Annotated in this window: 10 protein-coding genes; 2 read left to right on the forward strand and 8 right to left on the reverse strand. The window is 45.6% G+C overall.

The window, feature by feature from the left end:
• Positions 1 to 305 precede the first annotated feature (305 nt).
• Entirely contained in the window at positions 306 to 980 is a 675-nt protein-coding gene (lepB, locus tag DN068_RS14045; protein ID WP_110999557.1) for a signal peptidase I, read from the forward strand.
• 160 nt (positions 981 to 1140) lie between these two features.
• Here the strand turns inward: lepB and DN068_RS14050 are convergent, their stop codons facing one another.
• The 4 genes from DN068_RS14050 to DN068_RS14065 all read right to left on the reverse strand — a co-directional run bounded on the left by DN068_RS14050 (position 1141) and on the right by DN068_RS14065 (position 10232).
• Positions 1141 to 1746 carry a hypothetical protein gene (locus DN068_RS14050; protein ID WP_123985351.1) on the reverse strand — a complete coding sequence of 202 codons (606 nt, stop codon included), beginning with the start codon at positions 1744 to 1746 and terminating at the stop codon, positions 1141 to 1143.
• Between the two features lie 261 nt (positions 1747 to 2007).
• Positions 2008 to 2544, reverse strand: a complete 537-nt coding sequence (locus DN068_RS22520; protein ID WP_110999559.1) for an REP-associated tyrosine transposase — start codon at positions 2542 to 2544, stop codon at positions 2008 to 2010.
• Between the two features lie 110 nt (positions 2545 to 2654).
• Positions 2655 to 9332, reverse strand: coding sequence for a hypothetical protein (locus tag DN068_RS14060; RefSeq protein WP_110999560.1), 6678 nt, complete (start codon positions 9330 to 9332; stop codon positions 2655 to 2657).
• A 291-nt stretch (positions 9333 to 9623) separates the two neighbouring features.
• Complete coding sequence (locus DN068_RS14065) at positions 9624 to 10232, reverse strand: hypothetical protein (RefSeq protein WP_110999561.1); 609 nt, start codon at positions 10230 to 10232, stop codon at positions 9624 to 9626.
• Between the two features lie 150 nt (positions 10233 to 10382).
• Here DN068_RS14065 and DN068_RS14070 point away from each other — a divergent pair, with 150 nt between their 5' ends.
• Entirely contained in the window at positions 10383 to 11120 is a 738-nt protein-coding gene (locus DN068_RS14070; protein WP_110999562.1) for a DUF4919 domain-containing protein, read from the forward strand.
• Positions 11121 to 12024: 904 nt separating this feature from the next.
• Here the strand turns inward: DN068_RS14070 and DN068_RS14075 are convergent.
• From DN068_RS14075 to DN068_RS14090, 4 genes are read right to left on the reverse strand one after another with little or no spacing between them, the layout of a single operon-like run.
• Positions 12025 to 12360, reverse strand: a complete 336-nt coding sequence (locus DN068_RS14075) for a hypothetical protein (protein WP_110999563.1) — start codon at positions 12358 to 12360, stop codon at positions 12025 to 12027.
• A gap of 25 nt (positions 12361 to 12385) precedes the next feature.
• A complete protein-coding gene (locus DN068_RS14080) occupies positions 12386 to 13789 on the reverse strand; it encodes a TULIP family P47-like protein (protein WP_110999564.1) in 1404 nt (467 codons plus the stop codon).
• 6 nt (positions 13790 to 13795) lie between these two features.
• A complete protein-coding gene (locus DN068_RS14085; RefSeq protein ID WP_110999565.1) occupies positions 13796 to 15970 on the reverse strand; it encodes a TULIP family P47-like protein in 2175 nt (724 codons plus the stop codon).
• 33 nt (positions 15971 to 16003) lie between these two features.
• On the reverse strand, positions 16004 to 17350 hold the full coding sequence (locus DN068_RS14090; RefSeq protein WP_110999566.1) for a TULIP family P47-like protein: 1347 nt from the start codon (positions 17348 to 17350) through the stop codon (positions 16004 to 16006).
• Between the last annotated feature and the right edge of the window lie 229 nt (positions 17351 to 17579).

Raw genomic sequence — 17579 nt, forward strand, 5'->3', positions numbered from 1 at the left:
GTTCGAATCCTGTCTTCCCGACGAACAAGAAAAGCTCAACAGAAATGTTGGGCTTTTTTCATGCCACAATACCCCATCCCTAAAGGGTGTCTTTGCGCGAGTCTGCAATTTCTCGCTACGGCACGACGGCACCGCACTGTTGTCAAACAATCACGAAAAAAATATGGGTCATCCAGAGGAGGAGGTACGACGACGTAGGGAACTGATTTCGCGTAGGGAAAAATTCTTGCTTACTGCTGCGACGGGAAACAGCGTGTGAATTTTGAATTGAACATATATCTTTATCTTGTTAGTTTATCCATACTATGAGTAAGTCCCTGAAAATTGGTTTAGGTGCCGCTGTGGTTGTTGGGTTGTGGGTTGTAGGCCGCATCACTGAAGCGGTGCAATGGTATAAAATACCGACCCCTTCCAATTACCCCACTATAAAAGTCGGCGATCACATACTTGCGTCTAATCTGGTAAAACCGGAACGGTTCAATTTTATTTGCTTTTATGCAACGGGGTCCGACATGGTTAAGCAAATATGGATACAACGGTTGTGTGGTCTGGAAGGGGATACAATTGAAATCAGAAACGGAGTATTACTAGTCAATAATAAATACGCGGACAGCAATTTTTCACCTGGTTATCTTTATATAATGTCGCGGAGTGAATCGGAAAAGATACCCGAGTTAATAGAGCAAAGTGAAATGTCGACGGTGAATGCGGCGGGAGATTCTACTACCACTTGTTTGTCTGATAAAATTGTTCGTGATCACGGTCTGAATGCCGAAAGAGTGGTGCTGGCAACGGACGAAAAGGATGAGATGATAGAGCAGCGGTACAAGACTTCCTGGAATGCAGATCATTTTGGGCCGATTGTTGTTCCCCGGGGAAAATATTTTGTGCTGGGAGACAATAGAAGAAATGCGATGGACTCACGGTATATCGGATTCATCGATAAGTCGGATTATATCGGCACAGTCCTGGGACGGTAAGAATATTACTATTTCCCGCTGTTCGACAGTTAGCGTGCGCATGTCGAACAACAGATAAACTGGATCTCCGATCCCGGCGGCAAAACGGATCGGGAAATCCGTTCTATCGAATGTTCGAAATACCCTTCGGAACATCTCGAACAGCGGAAACAGCAGGAGGCTAGTTGTTGGCGGAACCTATGTTATACGTTTCATATTTTGCCAATGAATCGAGCGACCGGTAAGAAGCTTTAAATTTTCCATCAACAAAATAGAAGTATCTGTGACTTTCGCTGCGAACTAAAGTAGAGTCTAAATCCCGAAGGAATTTAGCGACATATTTGTCGGTTAAATCAGTGCCATAATATCGGGTGTCAATTCCGTAAACAGGCTTCTTCAGTGAATATTTCAAACTCATCAGATCACTGTCATAATATTCTGCGACTATGAATAAATCCGCACCAATGTTGCTGCATTTGTTGGCAACGATATTGGGTGAATAGCATACGGGACTTTGACACTTTGGAGACCACAAATACAACACTGTTTGTTTACTTTTCTGAATGCATTTTTTCAGGTCTGTACCTTTAATAACATAAACCACGGGACTATCTTTAGGGTAAGGCAATGAACAAATGTCAACACCTGTTTCAGGATGTTGAAGTAAGCCAGGTTTCTTTTCTTTCGTTTTTTGATAGTAGCTATACAAACCTTGAAATGAGCCATGGATGCTACACGAGCAGCAGATAATGCTTATAAGAACTAGAAGGCTGATTTTCTTTTGCATGAAAGAATAAGTTGATAAAGGGTTGACGGATCAAAATGATATTCCTGGTAAATTACTTTATTTGAAATTCTTAAGCGAATTAATCCAAATATTGTATGATGAGCTTTCTGGTGGATTGCGGTCAGGAGACCGCGTCCGCAGGAACGAAGTCGGGAGACTTCGCTCAACTGTAACAGCAAAATTTGTGTTCAGCAAAGTCTCCGGACTTTGTTGTAGTGGTAACCGGTCTCCTGACCGGATTCGCAAATTTTGTAAACTCAGTCATACCAAGAGCCTAAAGTAATTTTCTGGCCGCGACCGCTTAATTCGTAGGCACACATAGTCCTCTGGAAAATCTACTAGTCCCGCTCGTACAGGATTTTGATGGATATAATTTAACTTCTGTTCGAAGAAGTGCTTTGTTCTGATTTCAATCGCATGGTTTTCGTGTGTCCATACTTGATAATGACTATTGCGTTGATGATTCGCGGCATTCCATTTAAATCGATGTAACATCCATTCCCGTCTGCTTTCCGGACTATCTTCTATCGTTGATAATATTTGATTGGCTGTATATTTTTTAAAATCGCGGATAGTGTCTGATAGCTTTCCATTTCTGCTTGATAAGATCAGGTGTACATGATTGCTCATAATTACATAGCCCAATACAACCAGTTCTTTATTTTTTATGCAATAATCCAAACTTGCCATTATAATGTCTTTGTAAATCCTTCTGGTAAAAATGTCTACCCAGTCTGCAATAGTAAAAGTGACAAAATAAGCCAGTGACTGATCGCGTATCTGATATCCAGTTGTCATTCGCTTCTCTTTACAATTGCGAACTCAATAATAGTGCCAGATTCTAGACATAAAAAAGCAGTCCCCACAGCATTGTGAGGACTGTTGCATTCATCATCTATTGTTTCGCATTACCTGTTAAATTTAATACTTCTGTTTTCGCCAGATCCGTCACTCATCCAAAGTACATAGGTGCCCGGCACTGCAGAGAAATTGATCTGTGCATCATTGCTTCCCTTCACCGTAGCGATATGTTGTTTGCAGATGATTCTGCCCGCCATGTCGGTGATTGCAATATCAACCGGAGCGCCATCATTCGAAGTAAATGAAACCATTGCGCCATCTGATGTTTGCTGCAGATTTATTTCAGCATTGCTGAGACTGTTTGCATTGATCCGGATCACTTTTGAATAGTCAAAACTACCGTCGATGTCTACTTGTTTAATCCGGTAGTAAGCGATTGGTTGCTGCACATTTTCATGAAGGAAAGAATAGTTGTGTATCGTAACCTTCAGTGGATCGCTGAGCACTGTTCCTACTTTAGCAAATGACTTGCCATCTGTTGAAAATTCTACTTCGAAATGATCGTTGTTTTTTTCTTCAGCAGTAGACCAATCGATACGGTTGTTTTGTCCTTCGCGTTTGCCGGAAATATCCATCCAGGTTACAGGGAGCACCTGATTGGTGCCAACTGCAAAAGGAGAAAAGCTATTAATGCCTGAACGACTGATCGTATAAGGATCAGAGCCGGAAGCGGAGAGATTGGCAGTGCCATAATCCCAGGCACCCACAAAATGCGCCAGACGACAAGCATTTCTATTGAAGCTTGGCAATTCTAAAGAACCTGGCCATTGCAGTGTTACTGTGGCATCCGATCCGCCGACAGTACCTTCAGTGATCATCCAGGTTGCATTAACGCCACCGGCAGTTACTTGCGTGCCGTTGACGCCGTTTCGGTATAAGGCCGTCAGTACACGCAGGCTTATATTATCCGTTGTTGATGCAGCAGAGAAAGCTACAGTGGCCGGTATATAAGCTGTTAAAGTACCTACCGGATATGTTTTAGATCCGGATGCTACTACCTGTTGCACGAGCGATCCCGCGCCGATGGCAATTACATAGTTGTTTGCGGAGCTGCCCGATATAGTACCTGCAGTTCCCATTGTCAGGTTATTGGCACCAATAGATATTTTACCTGAGGTAAATGCCAGTGCACCATTCACTGTTACATTGCCTGATATCGTTGTAAGCCCTGTAGGTTTGTTTAAGGTCAGATTATTAAACGCACCGGTTGAATTAATATCCTGCGCCGTAGTTCCGTTCAGCTGTATTGTGGTGCCTGTATTCGTAAACGTGCCACCGCTCATGTTCCAATTACCCGCGAGCAGATGCGTGAATGCACCGCCTACAAATGTGCCTGCCGTCTGTGCATAACCCGTAAGTATTGTAAGTGGGGCAGCTACTGTTTTGACACCAGCTCCTGTGATCAGCAAATTACCATAGTTAAACGGCGCGGTAATCGATTGGACGCCGCCTGCATATTCTACCGTACTTAGTGTGTCTACAGCATAAGTGCTGAAAACTGGCACAGTATTGGTTCCGTTTACACGAAGTGTGCCTGCATCTTCCAGAATCAGTGCGCCGGTGTTTTGTGTGATTGCAAAACCAGCGTCATCAAAAGTACCACTTATGATATCGAGATTGGTAACACCGGTGATGGCTTTATTAAGCGTTGTAGCTGTTCCGACGGTTTTGTTGTTTATGATCTGTGCAATGTTGTAAGGCACCGCCGTACCGTCGATTACAGAAGCTGTGTTTCCCTGGAAATTAACTGCACCAGAGCTGCCATCATAAGTGCCGTTATCGGTGAAGTTACCGGAGACACCAAAGTCGGAGTTTGCCGTAATATTTGCACCGGACGCAATGACGAAATTCCGGAAAACAGTTCCTGCGCTGCCTGATACGCCAGCTGCCGCATTCGTCATCGTAAAGGTGGAAGTGCCGCCATTGAGCGTACCATTGCTGGTGATATCGCCGCCAATGGTGTAACTATTGCTGCCTGCGTTGAATGCTGCATTGCTTACGATCGTAAAATCATCGGTGGTTGTCCAGCCGGAAGGTGGTGTGATGCCGGCAGCATTTGTGTTGGCAATAATCACGGCATTTAATAATGTTGGTGTGCCACTGAGCGTCATTTGGCCGGTGCCGCCGAGTATTACAGCGCCTGTGCTTGAAAATCCTGTGCTGCCAAAATTAACCGTTACAGCTGTCGATGGATTAAAATTCATGTTGCCACTGCTGGTTACCGTGCCATTGTTGGTAAATGCACCGCTAATGGTATGATTCGATACACCTCCGTTGAAAATACCGCCATTGTTTACTGTAAAAGAAGTCAGCACGATCCAGCCAACGCTGGCATTGACGCCTGCTGTGTTGTTGATGACAAGATTGGCGTAAGTAGGAGAGCTGGTGGAATTCAATATTGGTGATACATTGCCGTTAAAATAGATGATACCGCTGGAGTTCGAAACAACTGCATTCAGGAAGCGAATTGTTTGTGCGGTCGTCCCACTGAAAATCGTAGTACCTGTACTCGTAAGCGTACCACTATTGGTCAGATTGCCGCTTACAGTGGCAGTGCCGCTACCGGCTGCATATGATCCGGAAGGGGTGATATTCAGGAAACCATTGAAACCAATATCACTGCCCGCTACGGAATAGCTGCCATATACAGTAACTCTGTTAAACGTTGTGTTGCCGGTAATGGTATTAGATGCACCATTCAACAAAACAGTGCTGGTTGATGGCGTAAACGTTCCGCTGTTGGTCCAGTTGCCGCCGAGTGAAAGGGTAGCAGTAGAGCCGTCAAATGTGGCGCCGCTGCCAATCTGCAGATTGCCATTTACAGTTGCGGAGCCTGCAAGCGTTTTGGTGCCGCCGGTTGATAAAGAAAGATTACCGTAGTTAATGCCTGGAACCGATTGTGCTGCTGAACCGTTGAAGTTTACGGTACTGCTATTGCCTAGTGTGTATGTTCCGAAGCCTGATGGGAAATTGGCAGCACCGGCCAGCAAGAGCGTGGTGCTATTTGCCAGTGTAAAAGTTCCGCCCGGTGCCGTTCTGTTGGCAGTGAAACTGCTGAGATCCAGTGTGCCCGTTGTTACGGTAAGGTTGTTGTTTACTTGTATGTTTCCGGTAAGTGTGGCAGTGCCTGATGGTTTATTAATCGTAATGTTATTGAAAGCACCGGCGGCAATTGTCTGCGCACCACTGCCGGTAAGGTTTACATCGCTGCCGGTGGATTGTATTGAACCGGTGCTTGAAAGGTTGCCTCCAATGTTTATTGCAGCGTTGGTTACGTTTAATGTGGCGCCGGAACTTACTACTATATTGCCTGTAACGGTAGATGCAGCGCTGATAGCAGCCTGGCCTGCCGTTATATTCAAGTTGCCATTTACAGTTGCACCGCTTCCCGCAAGGGCTGTGCCGGTAATTTTATTTACAGTGAGATTGTTGTAAGTGACAGGTGCTACTACCTGCGCCGATGTACCGTTATAGGTAACTGTGCTGGTGCCTGCTGTAAACGTACCGTTAGTATAAATAAAATCGCCGCCAATGTTCAGTGCCCCTGCTCCGGTAAAGCTGATATTGGCACCGCCTGATTCCGTAAGCGAACCTGTTATGTTTGCAGTACCGGTCGAAGCTGTGAGATTGATTGCATGCCCGGCAGTACCATCGCTCAGTTGCAGATTGCCGTTCACTGTGAGCGTTTGCGCGCCTGCATTTATTGTGTGCGTTGCTGCTGCAGTCCAGTTACCACTTATGTTTCCCACCGTTGTCAGACTGCCGCCTGATCCGATAGTGAGTGTTGCGGGCTGTGCACTGCCGAAGACGATACTTCTTGCATTAGCAGTAGTTGTAATGGTTGGTTGATTGGTAAAGGCTGCCGTACCTATCTGCACCACATCTGCAGCCGCAGGCGGAGTGGAAGCACTGCCCTGCAAAACAGTCCAGTTGGCAGCGGTGCCCCAGTCGGTACTGGCAGATCCGTTCCACTGCACAACGTTTGTAGTAGCAGAGAAAGTCCATCGGCCTGTAATATTGGTCAGACCAGTTTGTTCTACATAATTGTTTGTAGTGTTATTGGCTGATTTTCCTGCATCGGCCCAGATGGTTCCGTTGTTATTCCAAAGTGTCATGGTAGCCTCGGGAGTGCCGTTCAGCTCGGCGTCCTGATAGTGCAAACGTAAAGTGGCATTATAAGTACCTGCCGGAACTGAAATCGTATACTGCCTGTTGGCAGATGCGCCGAATGGAAAATCTGCGATGCTGTTTAATGCAATAGATTCCGTAATGGAAGTAACACCTGATACCGAAGAAAAAGTTATGTTGTTGTCCGGACCTTCAAACGAATATGCCGTGCCTGTTGTAAAGGCGTGCGCATGAGTAATAGTGCCCAGTATAATGCCGGTGCCGGTGCGTGTGCCTGTAATGGTAAGTGTATTGCTGCCGGTGTACATATTGCCAGCCGTCATAGTGACGTTGGTGGCGCTTACGTTATTCAATAATGTAAACGCTGCATTTGTTTTATTTACCGTTAGTGTATTGAACGTTGTCGTACCATTCAATAGGGAAGCATTCGCCCCGGAGAAAGTAATATTACCGGCACCTGCGGTGAATGTACCTGCGTTATTCCAGTTGCCTGAAACGGTATGGGCAAAGCTGCCTGCGTTGAATGTTGCACCTGATGCCAGCGTAAAATCTCCGTTGACCGTTACTGCGCCTGCCGCTGTTTTTGTGCTGCTGCCGGTAAGGATGAGATTGTAATAATTACCTGCATTTACATTCTGCGCAGCTGTACCATTAAAGCTGACTGTATTTGGTATTGTGCTGGCTGCATCTAGCGTACCTGCCGTAACGGTATAAGTATTGGCAATGCCAAGAACTGAGTTGGTAGCGAGCTGCAGCGAAGTGCCGTTAAGCGTTACATTATATAAACTGGCTGTACCACTCAGCGATGAAGTGCCCGTAAAGGTTACCGTGCCAGCAGATGCCGACAAACTGCCCGTTATGCTCAGTGCATTGGCAATAGAAAAATTGGTTGTTGAAGTTACAGTACCCGATACATTCAGTGCATAAAACGAAAGCGTGCCTGCGCCACTGATCGTTGTACCTGTGCCGCTCAATAAGATGGCTCCGGCTGAAGCTGTGAGTCCGCCATTAACGGTGAGGTTTCCGGTAACGGTCACATTTGACGCTGTAGAAACGGTTCCCGTAGTGGTCAGATTGCCAAAGGAAATGCCCGTGCCGGTAATGGTTTGGGCTGTGCCTGTCATTGTAGTGGTGCCGGCGGATTGTTGTATAAACTGTCCTGGTCCGGTAGTGGTGATACTGCCATTTACAGACAGAGGGGTCCCCGCAGCTGCGGAAATATTAGAAGCCGTAAAGCTAATGTTGTTGAAATTCTGTGTGCCGCTACCACTGATCTGTGTGCCGGCACCTGCAAAGGTGATGGTGCCGGTAGATCCGGTGTAGGTACCGTTGTTGACCCAGTTGCCGGCTACTGTATGGGTAAAGCTGCCTCCGTTAAATGTGGTGGAAGCACTGATAGTCATGTTGCCGTTGACACTAAGTGCGGCACCGGCAGTATAGCTCACCGATGTTCCCGCACCGGGTACCGAAGTAAGATTTCCTTCTATGAGGAGCGCGGTAGCAGGAAACGTTTTAACGGATGCGCCGGAGCCGCTGCTCAGTGTAAGATTACCATAAGTAAGTGCTGCAACAGTCTGCGTAGTACCGCTGTATTCTACAGTGCTGGTAAGACTTAATGTACGTGTATTAAAATTGGTAGGGAAAGTATTCGTTCCGCCTACTTTTAATGTAGCGCCGTTGGCTACGCTAATGGTGCCGCCTGTGGTACTGGTGCCTCTGTTTGCCGTAAAGGTCGACAAGTCGAAGGTGCCTGCATTCACCAGGATGTTACCGTAGGCAGCGTTGGAAGATGTAAGTGCGTTCAGATTGCCTCCGAGTGTTTTAGTGCCTGCGCCGCTGATGCGCAAAGTAGAGTAGGTGTATGTGTTGCTTACCGTCTGTGCAGTGACTGTGGCGCTGTAATCCACAATACTTCCGGCACTCAGCGTAGTAGTGCCTGATATGCTGTAGTTGCCGGCGAACGTTGCGGCGGTTACATACAATACTGCATTTGCTCGCACCGTCATGGATGTAGCCGTAATCTGATAAGCAGGAGATTCGGCGGGATTTAAAGTGCCGCTCACTGTCAGTAAACTACTGCTGCCGCTTACGGTAACGTTGTTGGCCAGCGTTACATTGGCTCCCGTATTGATTTTTAGCTTCCGGAAAGTAGTTACTGCAGTTCCGCCCAGCGTTTGAGCTGGTCCGTTGAATGTAACTGTAGAACTTGAAGATGAAGTTGTAAAACTGCCGGAGTTGATCCAGTTACCAGTCAGCGTAATGGTGCCCGATCCTAGTGCAACCGTACCATTTGTATTAATGGTGACATTGCCCGAGACCGTCAGGTTCCTGCTTAAGGAAAGCGTAGCGGCCACTGTACCGCCGACGGTAAGTGATTTACAATACGACGAAGCGCTGATGTTTGGTTGAAAGGAACCGGTGAAATTAGCGTCTCCGATAATGGCGTCGGATGTAGCTGTTGGTATACCTGCAGTCCAGTTGCTGGCGTTTGACCAGGCTGTGCTGGCTGTTCCTTTCCAGCTGGTTTGCGCCAATGAGGTTGTGGTTTGCCATCCAATAAGTAGAATGGCGATAAGCATTGCGTAACAAGCTTTCATAGTTCATTTAAATTTTGGTTAGGACACGGCATACGTTGCCAGGTACGTCTTTCAGGACCACGAGGTCCGGATCTCAATGGGGAAAAGTACAATCCGCGCTCCTGGCGCTGGTGCCAGTGCTATATTGTGGTGTAACTATATCTGGATCTCAATAGGGAAAACAAAATTGCGGCTGATATTGCCGTTACTATTTGTGGCTGACCTTATGTGTGTGTGGAATACTTACTGTAAATATATGGCATTTTATTATAGATAGGAGCGATAAGGATGCATGCATTTACGATTAAAAAATTATGCCGGTATTTTTTCCACATTCCTGGTGAAATATTCCAGCGACAGCATCCAGATGATGCCTAAAACAATCTGCACTTTTTGTATAACGGGAAGAATGTTCCACAGCGACCCGGAAAAATAAATGTAGGTGAGCGTATACATGCACGCCAGAAAAAGGCAGCAGAGCAAACCGAGCAATACCAGTCTCGCTTTAAACAGAAACACCGTAATGTAAAATACACTCAACAGCAGAAATACATCGGCAATAGTGAGCATGAGGTCATGATATGGCGTTACTGCAAAAAATTCAAACAGCGCCGCGGCAATGCCTCCATACCGTATCACAAGCCGGGCGTGTTTTGAATTGATTTTCTTCGAAAAATTATAAAAGAAAATGCCGAAGCTAAGCGAGATAAAAAACATGCCGGCAATGGCAAATGGCCTGGATGTATTGCTTGCACCATTAATAGCTTTTGCGGGAAAAAGATTACTGATATAGTTTTTGGTCCAGTCGAAACCCACGCTGTGCGCATTGTCTCGTTCGCCGCCAGGATATACCGCCATTGCAATGATCAATAGCAAAACTGCGAGCATTGTTGTTCCTGCAATTGAATATTTTCTGGACATGGGCGACAGAATAAAATTGAATTTAGCTCAATTTTCGTGTGTTTTATCCATTCGGGAGTGTTCAAACCGGCCGATACTTAATACGGAATTAATAGTATTCTTTGAATTTCGCGGATTCATCATCATATAAAACCTGATTCAGAGTTTACCATGCGCTATCAACTCTTCGCGATGTTCCTGCTTTTTGCAGTTCCTTCTTTTGGCCAGAACATAAGCAAATACGGTCATGCCCCGGTTGCGGTAAATGGCAGGATTGAACTTCCTCATTTCGGTGATAAATATTCAAACTACGTACAGCAATTGGAAAGCGGCGAAACAACTATCGACTATGCCGATTTCAGAAATAGTTTTTTAGAAAGTGATCAGGTCTTCAAAAAAGGCATGGTATATCCGGGTAATAGTACCGTGTATGATAGTCTCAGGCAACGGATACCTGTAGAACTGGATAAGGGGAAATACCAGCGCGTTGTTGATCTGGCGAAAGCCATGCTGAGCATCGATTACACGAGTTTGTACGCCCATATGTATTTGCAGAAAGCAAGTGCTGTGCTTGGAGATACGGTTACCCGGAATAAATACCGGAACATTGAATTTGGTCTGTTGGCTTCTATTGCTGCCTCTGGCGATGGACTAAGCTGCGCCACGGCCTGGCACATTACCCAAATTGAGGACGAAGATTTTCTCATTAGCGTAGTGAAAGGCGAATTCATGGGCGAAGCAACCGTATTGTCTCAACAGAATAAAAGTATTGATTCGACCGGCGGCGCCACGCCTAAACAGAATCGCTGCGATATTATTACTGTGCATGGTACGAAGCGCACGTTCTATTTTGAAATCAATAAAATGATGCAACTGGAAATGAAAATGCTTGGATTTAAAGAAGAGTAGCGATTAGTGCCACGAGACAGGTGTATGAATATGATGTGGCAAATGATACGTTGAGGCTTTGGAAAAAAGGGTGAGTTGGGATAGAGAGTTGTCAGTTGTGGGTTGCGAGTGTACACCTAACGTCATTGCGAGGCACGAAGCAATCTGCACGATTGTTGAGCGAAGAACTATGTGAGTAAAGCGCTCATGAGGCCGTTCGCTTTGTAATTTTCAATGAGGCAACTATTGAGAAAAAAGAACTCGCGTTGTGCAGATCGCTTCGTGCCTCGCGATGACGCGGGTAATAACATTTGTTGAGCAAAGTCTCCGTACTTCGTTCCAGCGGATATGGTCTCCCACCGTCATTGCCAGTTTTAATGAAACTAAACCAGTCCATTTAAAAACTGCTTCATTATTCGAAATCGTACCTCGAAGGCAGGAAATCCTGGCTAAAAGGTGGAACGTTGTACCTCGGAGGTAGAAAAAGCTAGCTAAAAGGTGGAACGTTGTACCTCAGAGGTAGAAAAAGCTAGCTAGAAGGTGAAACGTTTCACCTCAGAGGTAGAAAAAGGTACCTCAAAGCTGAAATGTTGTACCTCGGAGGTAGAAAAAGCTAGCTAAAAGGTGAAACGTTGTACCTCGGAGGTAGAAAAAGGTACCTCAAAGCTGCAATTTGCTGCTTTGAGGTGGAAAATCGTTGAAAAGCAGGTTTCGTAAGGTGATATGCAGATTGCTTCGTGCCTCGCGATGACGCGAGTAATAAAATTTGTTGAGCGAAGTCTCCAGACTTCGTTCCAGCGGATACGGTCTCCCGACCGTATTTTCTGAATCTTATATAAAAGAACTCGCCGCGACACATTGGCACGGCGAGTTCTTTTATGCGTAAATGAAGGGAAACTTATCTCCCATAACTCATCTCTCATCATTACATCAGCATTTCCTTATTTAGTCCAGTTATCACGCTTTCATCAAAATCAGGAATGGCAATTTTAATGGCACGCAACGGATCGTTGGCAAATAGAATGGCATTATTTGCATCCGCTTCCAGCCACGAAAAGACACGGCTGTCGATCGATTTCATGTACTCGAAAAACTTATTGAGCAGTTTTTGATTTTGTTCATCCGTTACACCATATGCCGTCGCCGTCGGATTGAAATCGCCCATTGGCAAAAAGTTGAGATGCGCCGGTTCCTTTTGTGCAGCTTCGCCATCAATCAACACAGAAGTCTTTAAACGAACCGCTTTTTGATTATTGTTCATAACGATCAATTTTTTTGTGAACAGTTTAAATAAACAAAGGATTCCCACCCAGCTGCATCGATACATTCAGACTCGCATAGTCAAGTTTAAAGTCCTTACTGTCCGTCCATCTGATCGGGTTTACCGCGTTGATCAGCATCAGGTCAATAGAAGGCGAATCATCCGTATTGATAGCCTGGATCACCTCCGGAACAATCATATCAGCGCCCATTATCAATCCCGCGATGAAGCCCCCGGCAATCAGTACAGCGCCGTCTGTTGCAATCGTCAGAATAAGGAGGGCAATAGCGGCGATAATGGCGATAATCAGTTCCGTAATAATGGAACCTTCCGACTGATGAATCGTATGTTGCACATCTGAAGTTTGCGCTTCCTTAAAATTCAGCGTTTGTCCGTTTTTTGAATTGCCGAGTTCTATGTGGTACCAGTTGGTCGTATTGCAGGCAGCTACAATGCCGGCTACAATTTCGGTTTCAGTATAACTCTGCAGGGTGAGTATTTGTCCGGTTGCTTCTACACTCAATTGTTTTAAAACCGGATGATAAGTAGAGCCGTTGTGTTTCACCTCTTTCAGATTAATGGTAATGCCGTCTTTGAGATAAAGTTTGGTGCCCGCATCATTGATCAGGAAATTATCTTCAGTCAATCCCGGATAAACCTGTTGTATCGCCGGACGTACCAGATCGTACAATGTTCTTTTTTGCGAAATCACAAAACCCGCCTTGCTGCTGTGCGGTATAATATCATTAGAGATCTGGTTGGCCAGATCATCTCCTTTACGGTCGCCGGTCATGGTGAGCACACCGAGAATACTGCTGTTCAGGTCTTTTCCGTCGAGAAAGGCATAGCTCGTATAATTGGGCGTTACAAAAGCCCATTTACCCTTGTCAATCATACGATCGAGGTCTACGACACTGAAAATATGATTGAACGTATCCAGGTTTTTGTTGAGCCAGTTTCTCAACCCTTCTTCAATGATAGCTTCTGAAACAGTACCTACATCGCTGCTCAGTTGCAGGGATACAAGTACCGCAGCTGGTTGTTCTTCTGATGTAGCTGTAGTTTTAATGACCAATGCATGCGGTTTAGAAGGTACATCGGTCAGCGCTGCTTCTGTATGCGGCACATAATGCATATTTACTTCCATGATTGCCGTACCGGAATCACATTTTACTATTTTCCCGTTGGAAGCATATTTCAATACAATTTGCAATAGCGGAATAGAGAAGCGTACGTTCTTTCCAGAGCCACCATTACAGATTTGCCAGTCACCAAAATTGGCAGACAGCGTAAAACTATCGTCGGAATAATTGAAGTTTTTCGGCGATGATTTTTTATCGGCAATAGCTTTATTCGCATCTGGAACCGGGATACCAAAAGAGGTATCCCAGCCAAATGTAAAAACCGGAGTTTCGTCAGCGATAAGCATAACTGATTATTTTTTGGTTTGTGTTTTCAGACCGATCTGTAATGATGCTGCGAGCGCAGCATTTTTGAGATCGTAGCTGTCTACGCCGGGCCAGCTATAAGGTAGAATGGCGGCATCCGCGAATTCATCAAAGGCAGGAACTTTTTCCCAATCACCTTTGGCCATGGCTTCCATGATAGTTTCTACCACTTGTTGTGTGGCCACGCCCGCGCCGATGATGGCTGCAATACCTCCCAATACTTTCCAGCGGGTGGCGGTAAACGCATTTTTAAACGCAGGCCAGCCGCCTCTTACTTGTTCCACTGCATTTTCGATACCGTTTACTTCGTTAAATTCCTGATCTGAATCCGAAAGTTCTTCAAACACATCAACGAATTGTTCGGTGGTGATGACTGCATTACCGGCATCTTCTGTTACTTCTACAATTTGAGCTGCGGCACGCAAACCATCGATGAGCGGTGCTATCACAGCAATCAGACCAATGGCCGCCATGATGCTGTCTTCTACGATAGTAGCCGTGATGGAGGCTTTTGTTTTGGTTACGCTTACGGTCATGTCTTTGGTAACCTGATCGAACGCGAAGATTTTTTTGCCGCCTACATTCGCAAGGCCCAGGGATACTTCTTCTGTGTAGTTGATGTGTACATCATACTCCCAGCTTTCCGGATATTTCAGGTCAATAAACTGTATTTGCAGATAGCTGTTGTCGAGGCTCATTTTAAATTGCTTCGCCTGTATCTTGAAGATCATGGAATGGAACATATTGATCTTGGATCCGCTGGAATCCATTTCCAATAGGTATTCCGTATTACCGTCCGGGCTTTGGATATACCAGTTGTGACCTTTGTTGGTGGCGTGCGCGCTGTAGCCTTGTATCATAATTCCCGGATCCCAGTAGCCACCACCTTTTGGAAGTTGTACCCACTGGCCTTTAAGATCAGCTACCATTTGGGCAGGCAGTACATTGTTGTCAAGTTCACCGGCGTAGGAAGATTTTACCGAAATCATCGGTTTGTCGTCTTTTTTAAACCGGCCCCAGGTAAGTTCTTTATTGTTGGTAACTGTAAGGCCGTCGTTGGCGATATCAAATGATGTTTCCGGTTCGTCGTCGAATGTGATACGTGCACTGGATAGCATCATTTTTCTCATAAACGTAGTGCCGCTGATCAGGAAGCCCGCATTGGCGCCATCTCTGTCAGGAATAGCGTTTGGTGAAACCTGGTGACTGGTAGGTGCCGGGTGGCCTTGTGTCATCGTGAGTACGCCAAATACGCTGTTGTCCAACGTTCCGTTGTCGGTAACTGCATAGCTGGTGCCGGTTGGTTTAATCCAGGCGTAATTAGTTTTAGTAGACAGTGACGGACTTAAATCCAGTGAACTGAATACATGGTTGAATTCGCCGATATTGGTATTGAACCATTCGCTGAGTAATTGAGGTAATACCGCAGCGGCAATACCGCTGGTCGGATCGTTTTTAATGGTGATAATGACAACAGCCGGTTCTGTATTGCTGATTTCATCTTTCAGCAGTCTCAGATTGTTTTTCCAGGAGTCTTCAAATTGATATACCTGAAGAAATTCACTGTTGAATTTATCGACGTAATAAAAAATATAGTAATTGTCCTTGCCGGCAGTGACGATCCAGTCTTTGCCCACAGTAAGCACGTTGGCAGACGGATTCTCCAGCTTCTTGCCGTTTTTCGTAAACTGCGCGATCAGTGCAGCATTTATCTTGCTTTTATCAAGGTCATTTTTGATGGGCGTTACTACCTCATCATCGCCTATAGAAAATGCAAACTGATCAGGATCCGGAACCCATTCCATACCTACTTCGATGATCACTTCACAACCGTCCATTTTATAAGAGTGCGCACCTGCATTATAAGTACCGCTTTTAAAAGGACAGTTCATACGGATGTTTTTTCCGTCGCCGCCTACAGTCAGCTGCCATGGATCAAGCACGCCATTCAGTTTAAAACTGGGATCATCGCTGGCAGTCTGTGAAATGTTTTTAGCCTTGTCACTTACTTTAGACCAGTTGTTACTGATAGAAGTGTTAGCGTCTCTAAACCGGATCGCAAATACGGTATCCCAGTCATTGGTATCCGCATTTTTATTTACTGGTAGGTCGGTTACCACTTTCGGTACAGGTACCCCTACTAATGTTTGCGTGTCGTTCATGTTGTTTGGCGTTTTTGAGGTGAAAGAATATGATCAGTTTAAGTTTCCGTGTACATATAATGCGCCGTCAAGGCCTGAAGTGTTTGCTTTGAAACCTTGCCCGTTCTTCGCCGACCAGTTGATCAGGTTGGCGAGATTTACGACAGAGCCCGCAACGGCATGCCCCAGGTTACTGTTGATATTGCCGATGCCCACGTTATTTACTTTGTCGGAGAAATCATTGACACTATCCACAATAACGGAGATGAGCCCCGGCAGTGAGGTGATACCGAGCGCCACGAGTATGATCCAGTCGTACCAGGGAATATCCTGATCATGGTGTGTGACTGGGTTGCCGTCTTTTAAGAAGTTGATCTGATTATTGACATACTGCAGCGGGTTGGTATTCTGGCAGCTCCAGGAATAGCTGGCATTGGGTAGGTCGCCAAGACCGAAGAAAAACTTGAGCGGGCCGCTCCCCGAAGTATAGGTTTTCAGGCCGTTGCCGGAGTCGCTGGTCGTCAGTTTAAAGTTATTGGCGGTGATGGCGCCTTTGCTTGTGTTTATATTGAAATTGCCATTGTTGACGATCGCACAGGTTTCATCTGCGTGTACGTTTACTGAAAATCCACCGGTGAATGTGCTCGTGACAGAAGGGTACACAATCTTCCTGAAAAATATTTCTTGTGCAATGAGAATAGTTGCATTATTGCCGTCTTTCAACGCGGAGGAATCAAAAGCCGGATTGGAAGGCCACTGTTTATCGCTCAGCATGCACAAAAAACAAAGTGCATCAAATGATTTTCCCGTACTGTAGTAGTAGATCCATTTGTACGGCGTCAGCCAGGATCCTACATTGTTTGGTTTTGGGAAAACATTGGCGAATATGAAATTGATCTTGTCTTTATTCTCAAACAGAATATTGGCGATATACTTCCGGATCAAACCATTGCCAATGGTATCCAAACGTTTATCCGGATCGAGAATGTTTACCACCGCTACATAACCAGGATTCTTCGGGTCTTTGGTCTTAGTAGGCGAAAAAATAAGCTCCGTGGTATTGCCGCTGCCGGCACTTTGCTGAGAACCAGCGCCAAGCCATCCAAGTGTTACTTCTATCAGTACTGTTATATTACTGAGGTTGTAGCTCTTGTTGATCGGCCCTTTGATAGACAGAGAGCCGCTTGTCAATGGCATGGAAAAGCGCAGCAATGAATTTTGGCCGCCTTTGATAATTTGCCAGGGGGCAACCTTGGCATCCATCGTAATGGTAGAACCGCTGTCTTCATCCTGGCCCGTATACTTCAGTTCCAGGTTGATGCTTTTCAGATTGTCCGTCAAGATCTTGTTGACTTCATCGACGGAAAGGGCAAACGCGTAGTCATAACCGTATGTTCTCATGGCCGGTTGATTTCAGGTGTGGATGATAATGATTGCTGCCGTTATGTTGAAACGGTTAATGCAAACGTAGGGGTCATCAATATTAAAAATTCAGGTAAAATTGCCTGTTTTTTGAAAAAGTTAGTTTTGAGTGAATGAACGGTTGAGAATGGATAGTTGACAGCTATCGGTATGTTTTACCCGCGTTTGTTATCCCGATGCAAGAGGGATCCCGCGTAATGTGTGCCCA

The sequence above is a fragment of the Taibaiella soli genome, from assembly GCF_003236175.1.
GTDB lineage: Bacteria > Bacteroidota > Bacteroidia > Chitinophagales > Chitinophagaceae > QKTW01.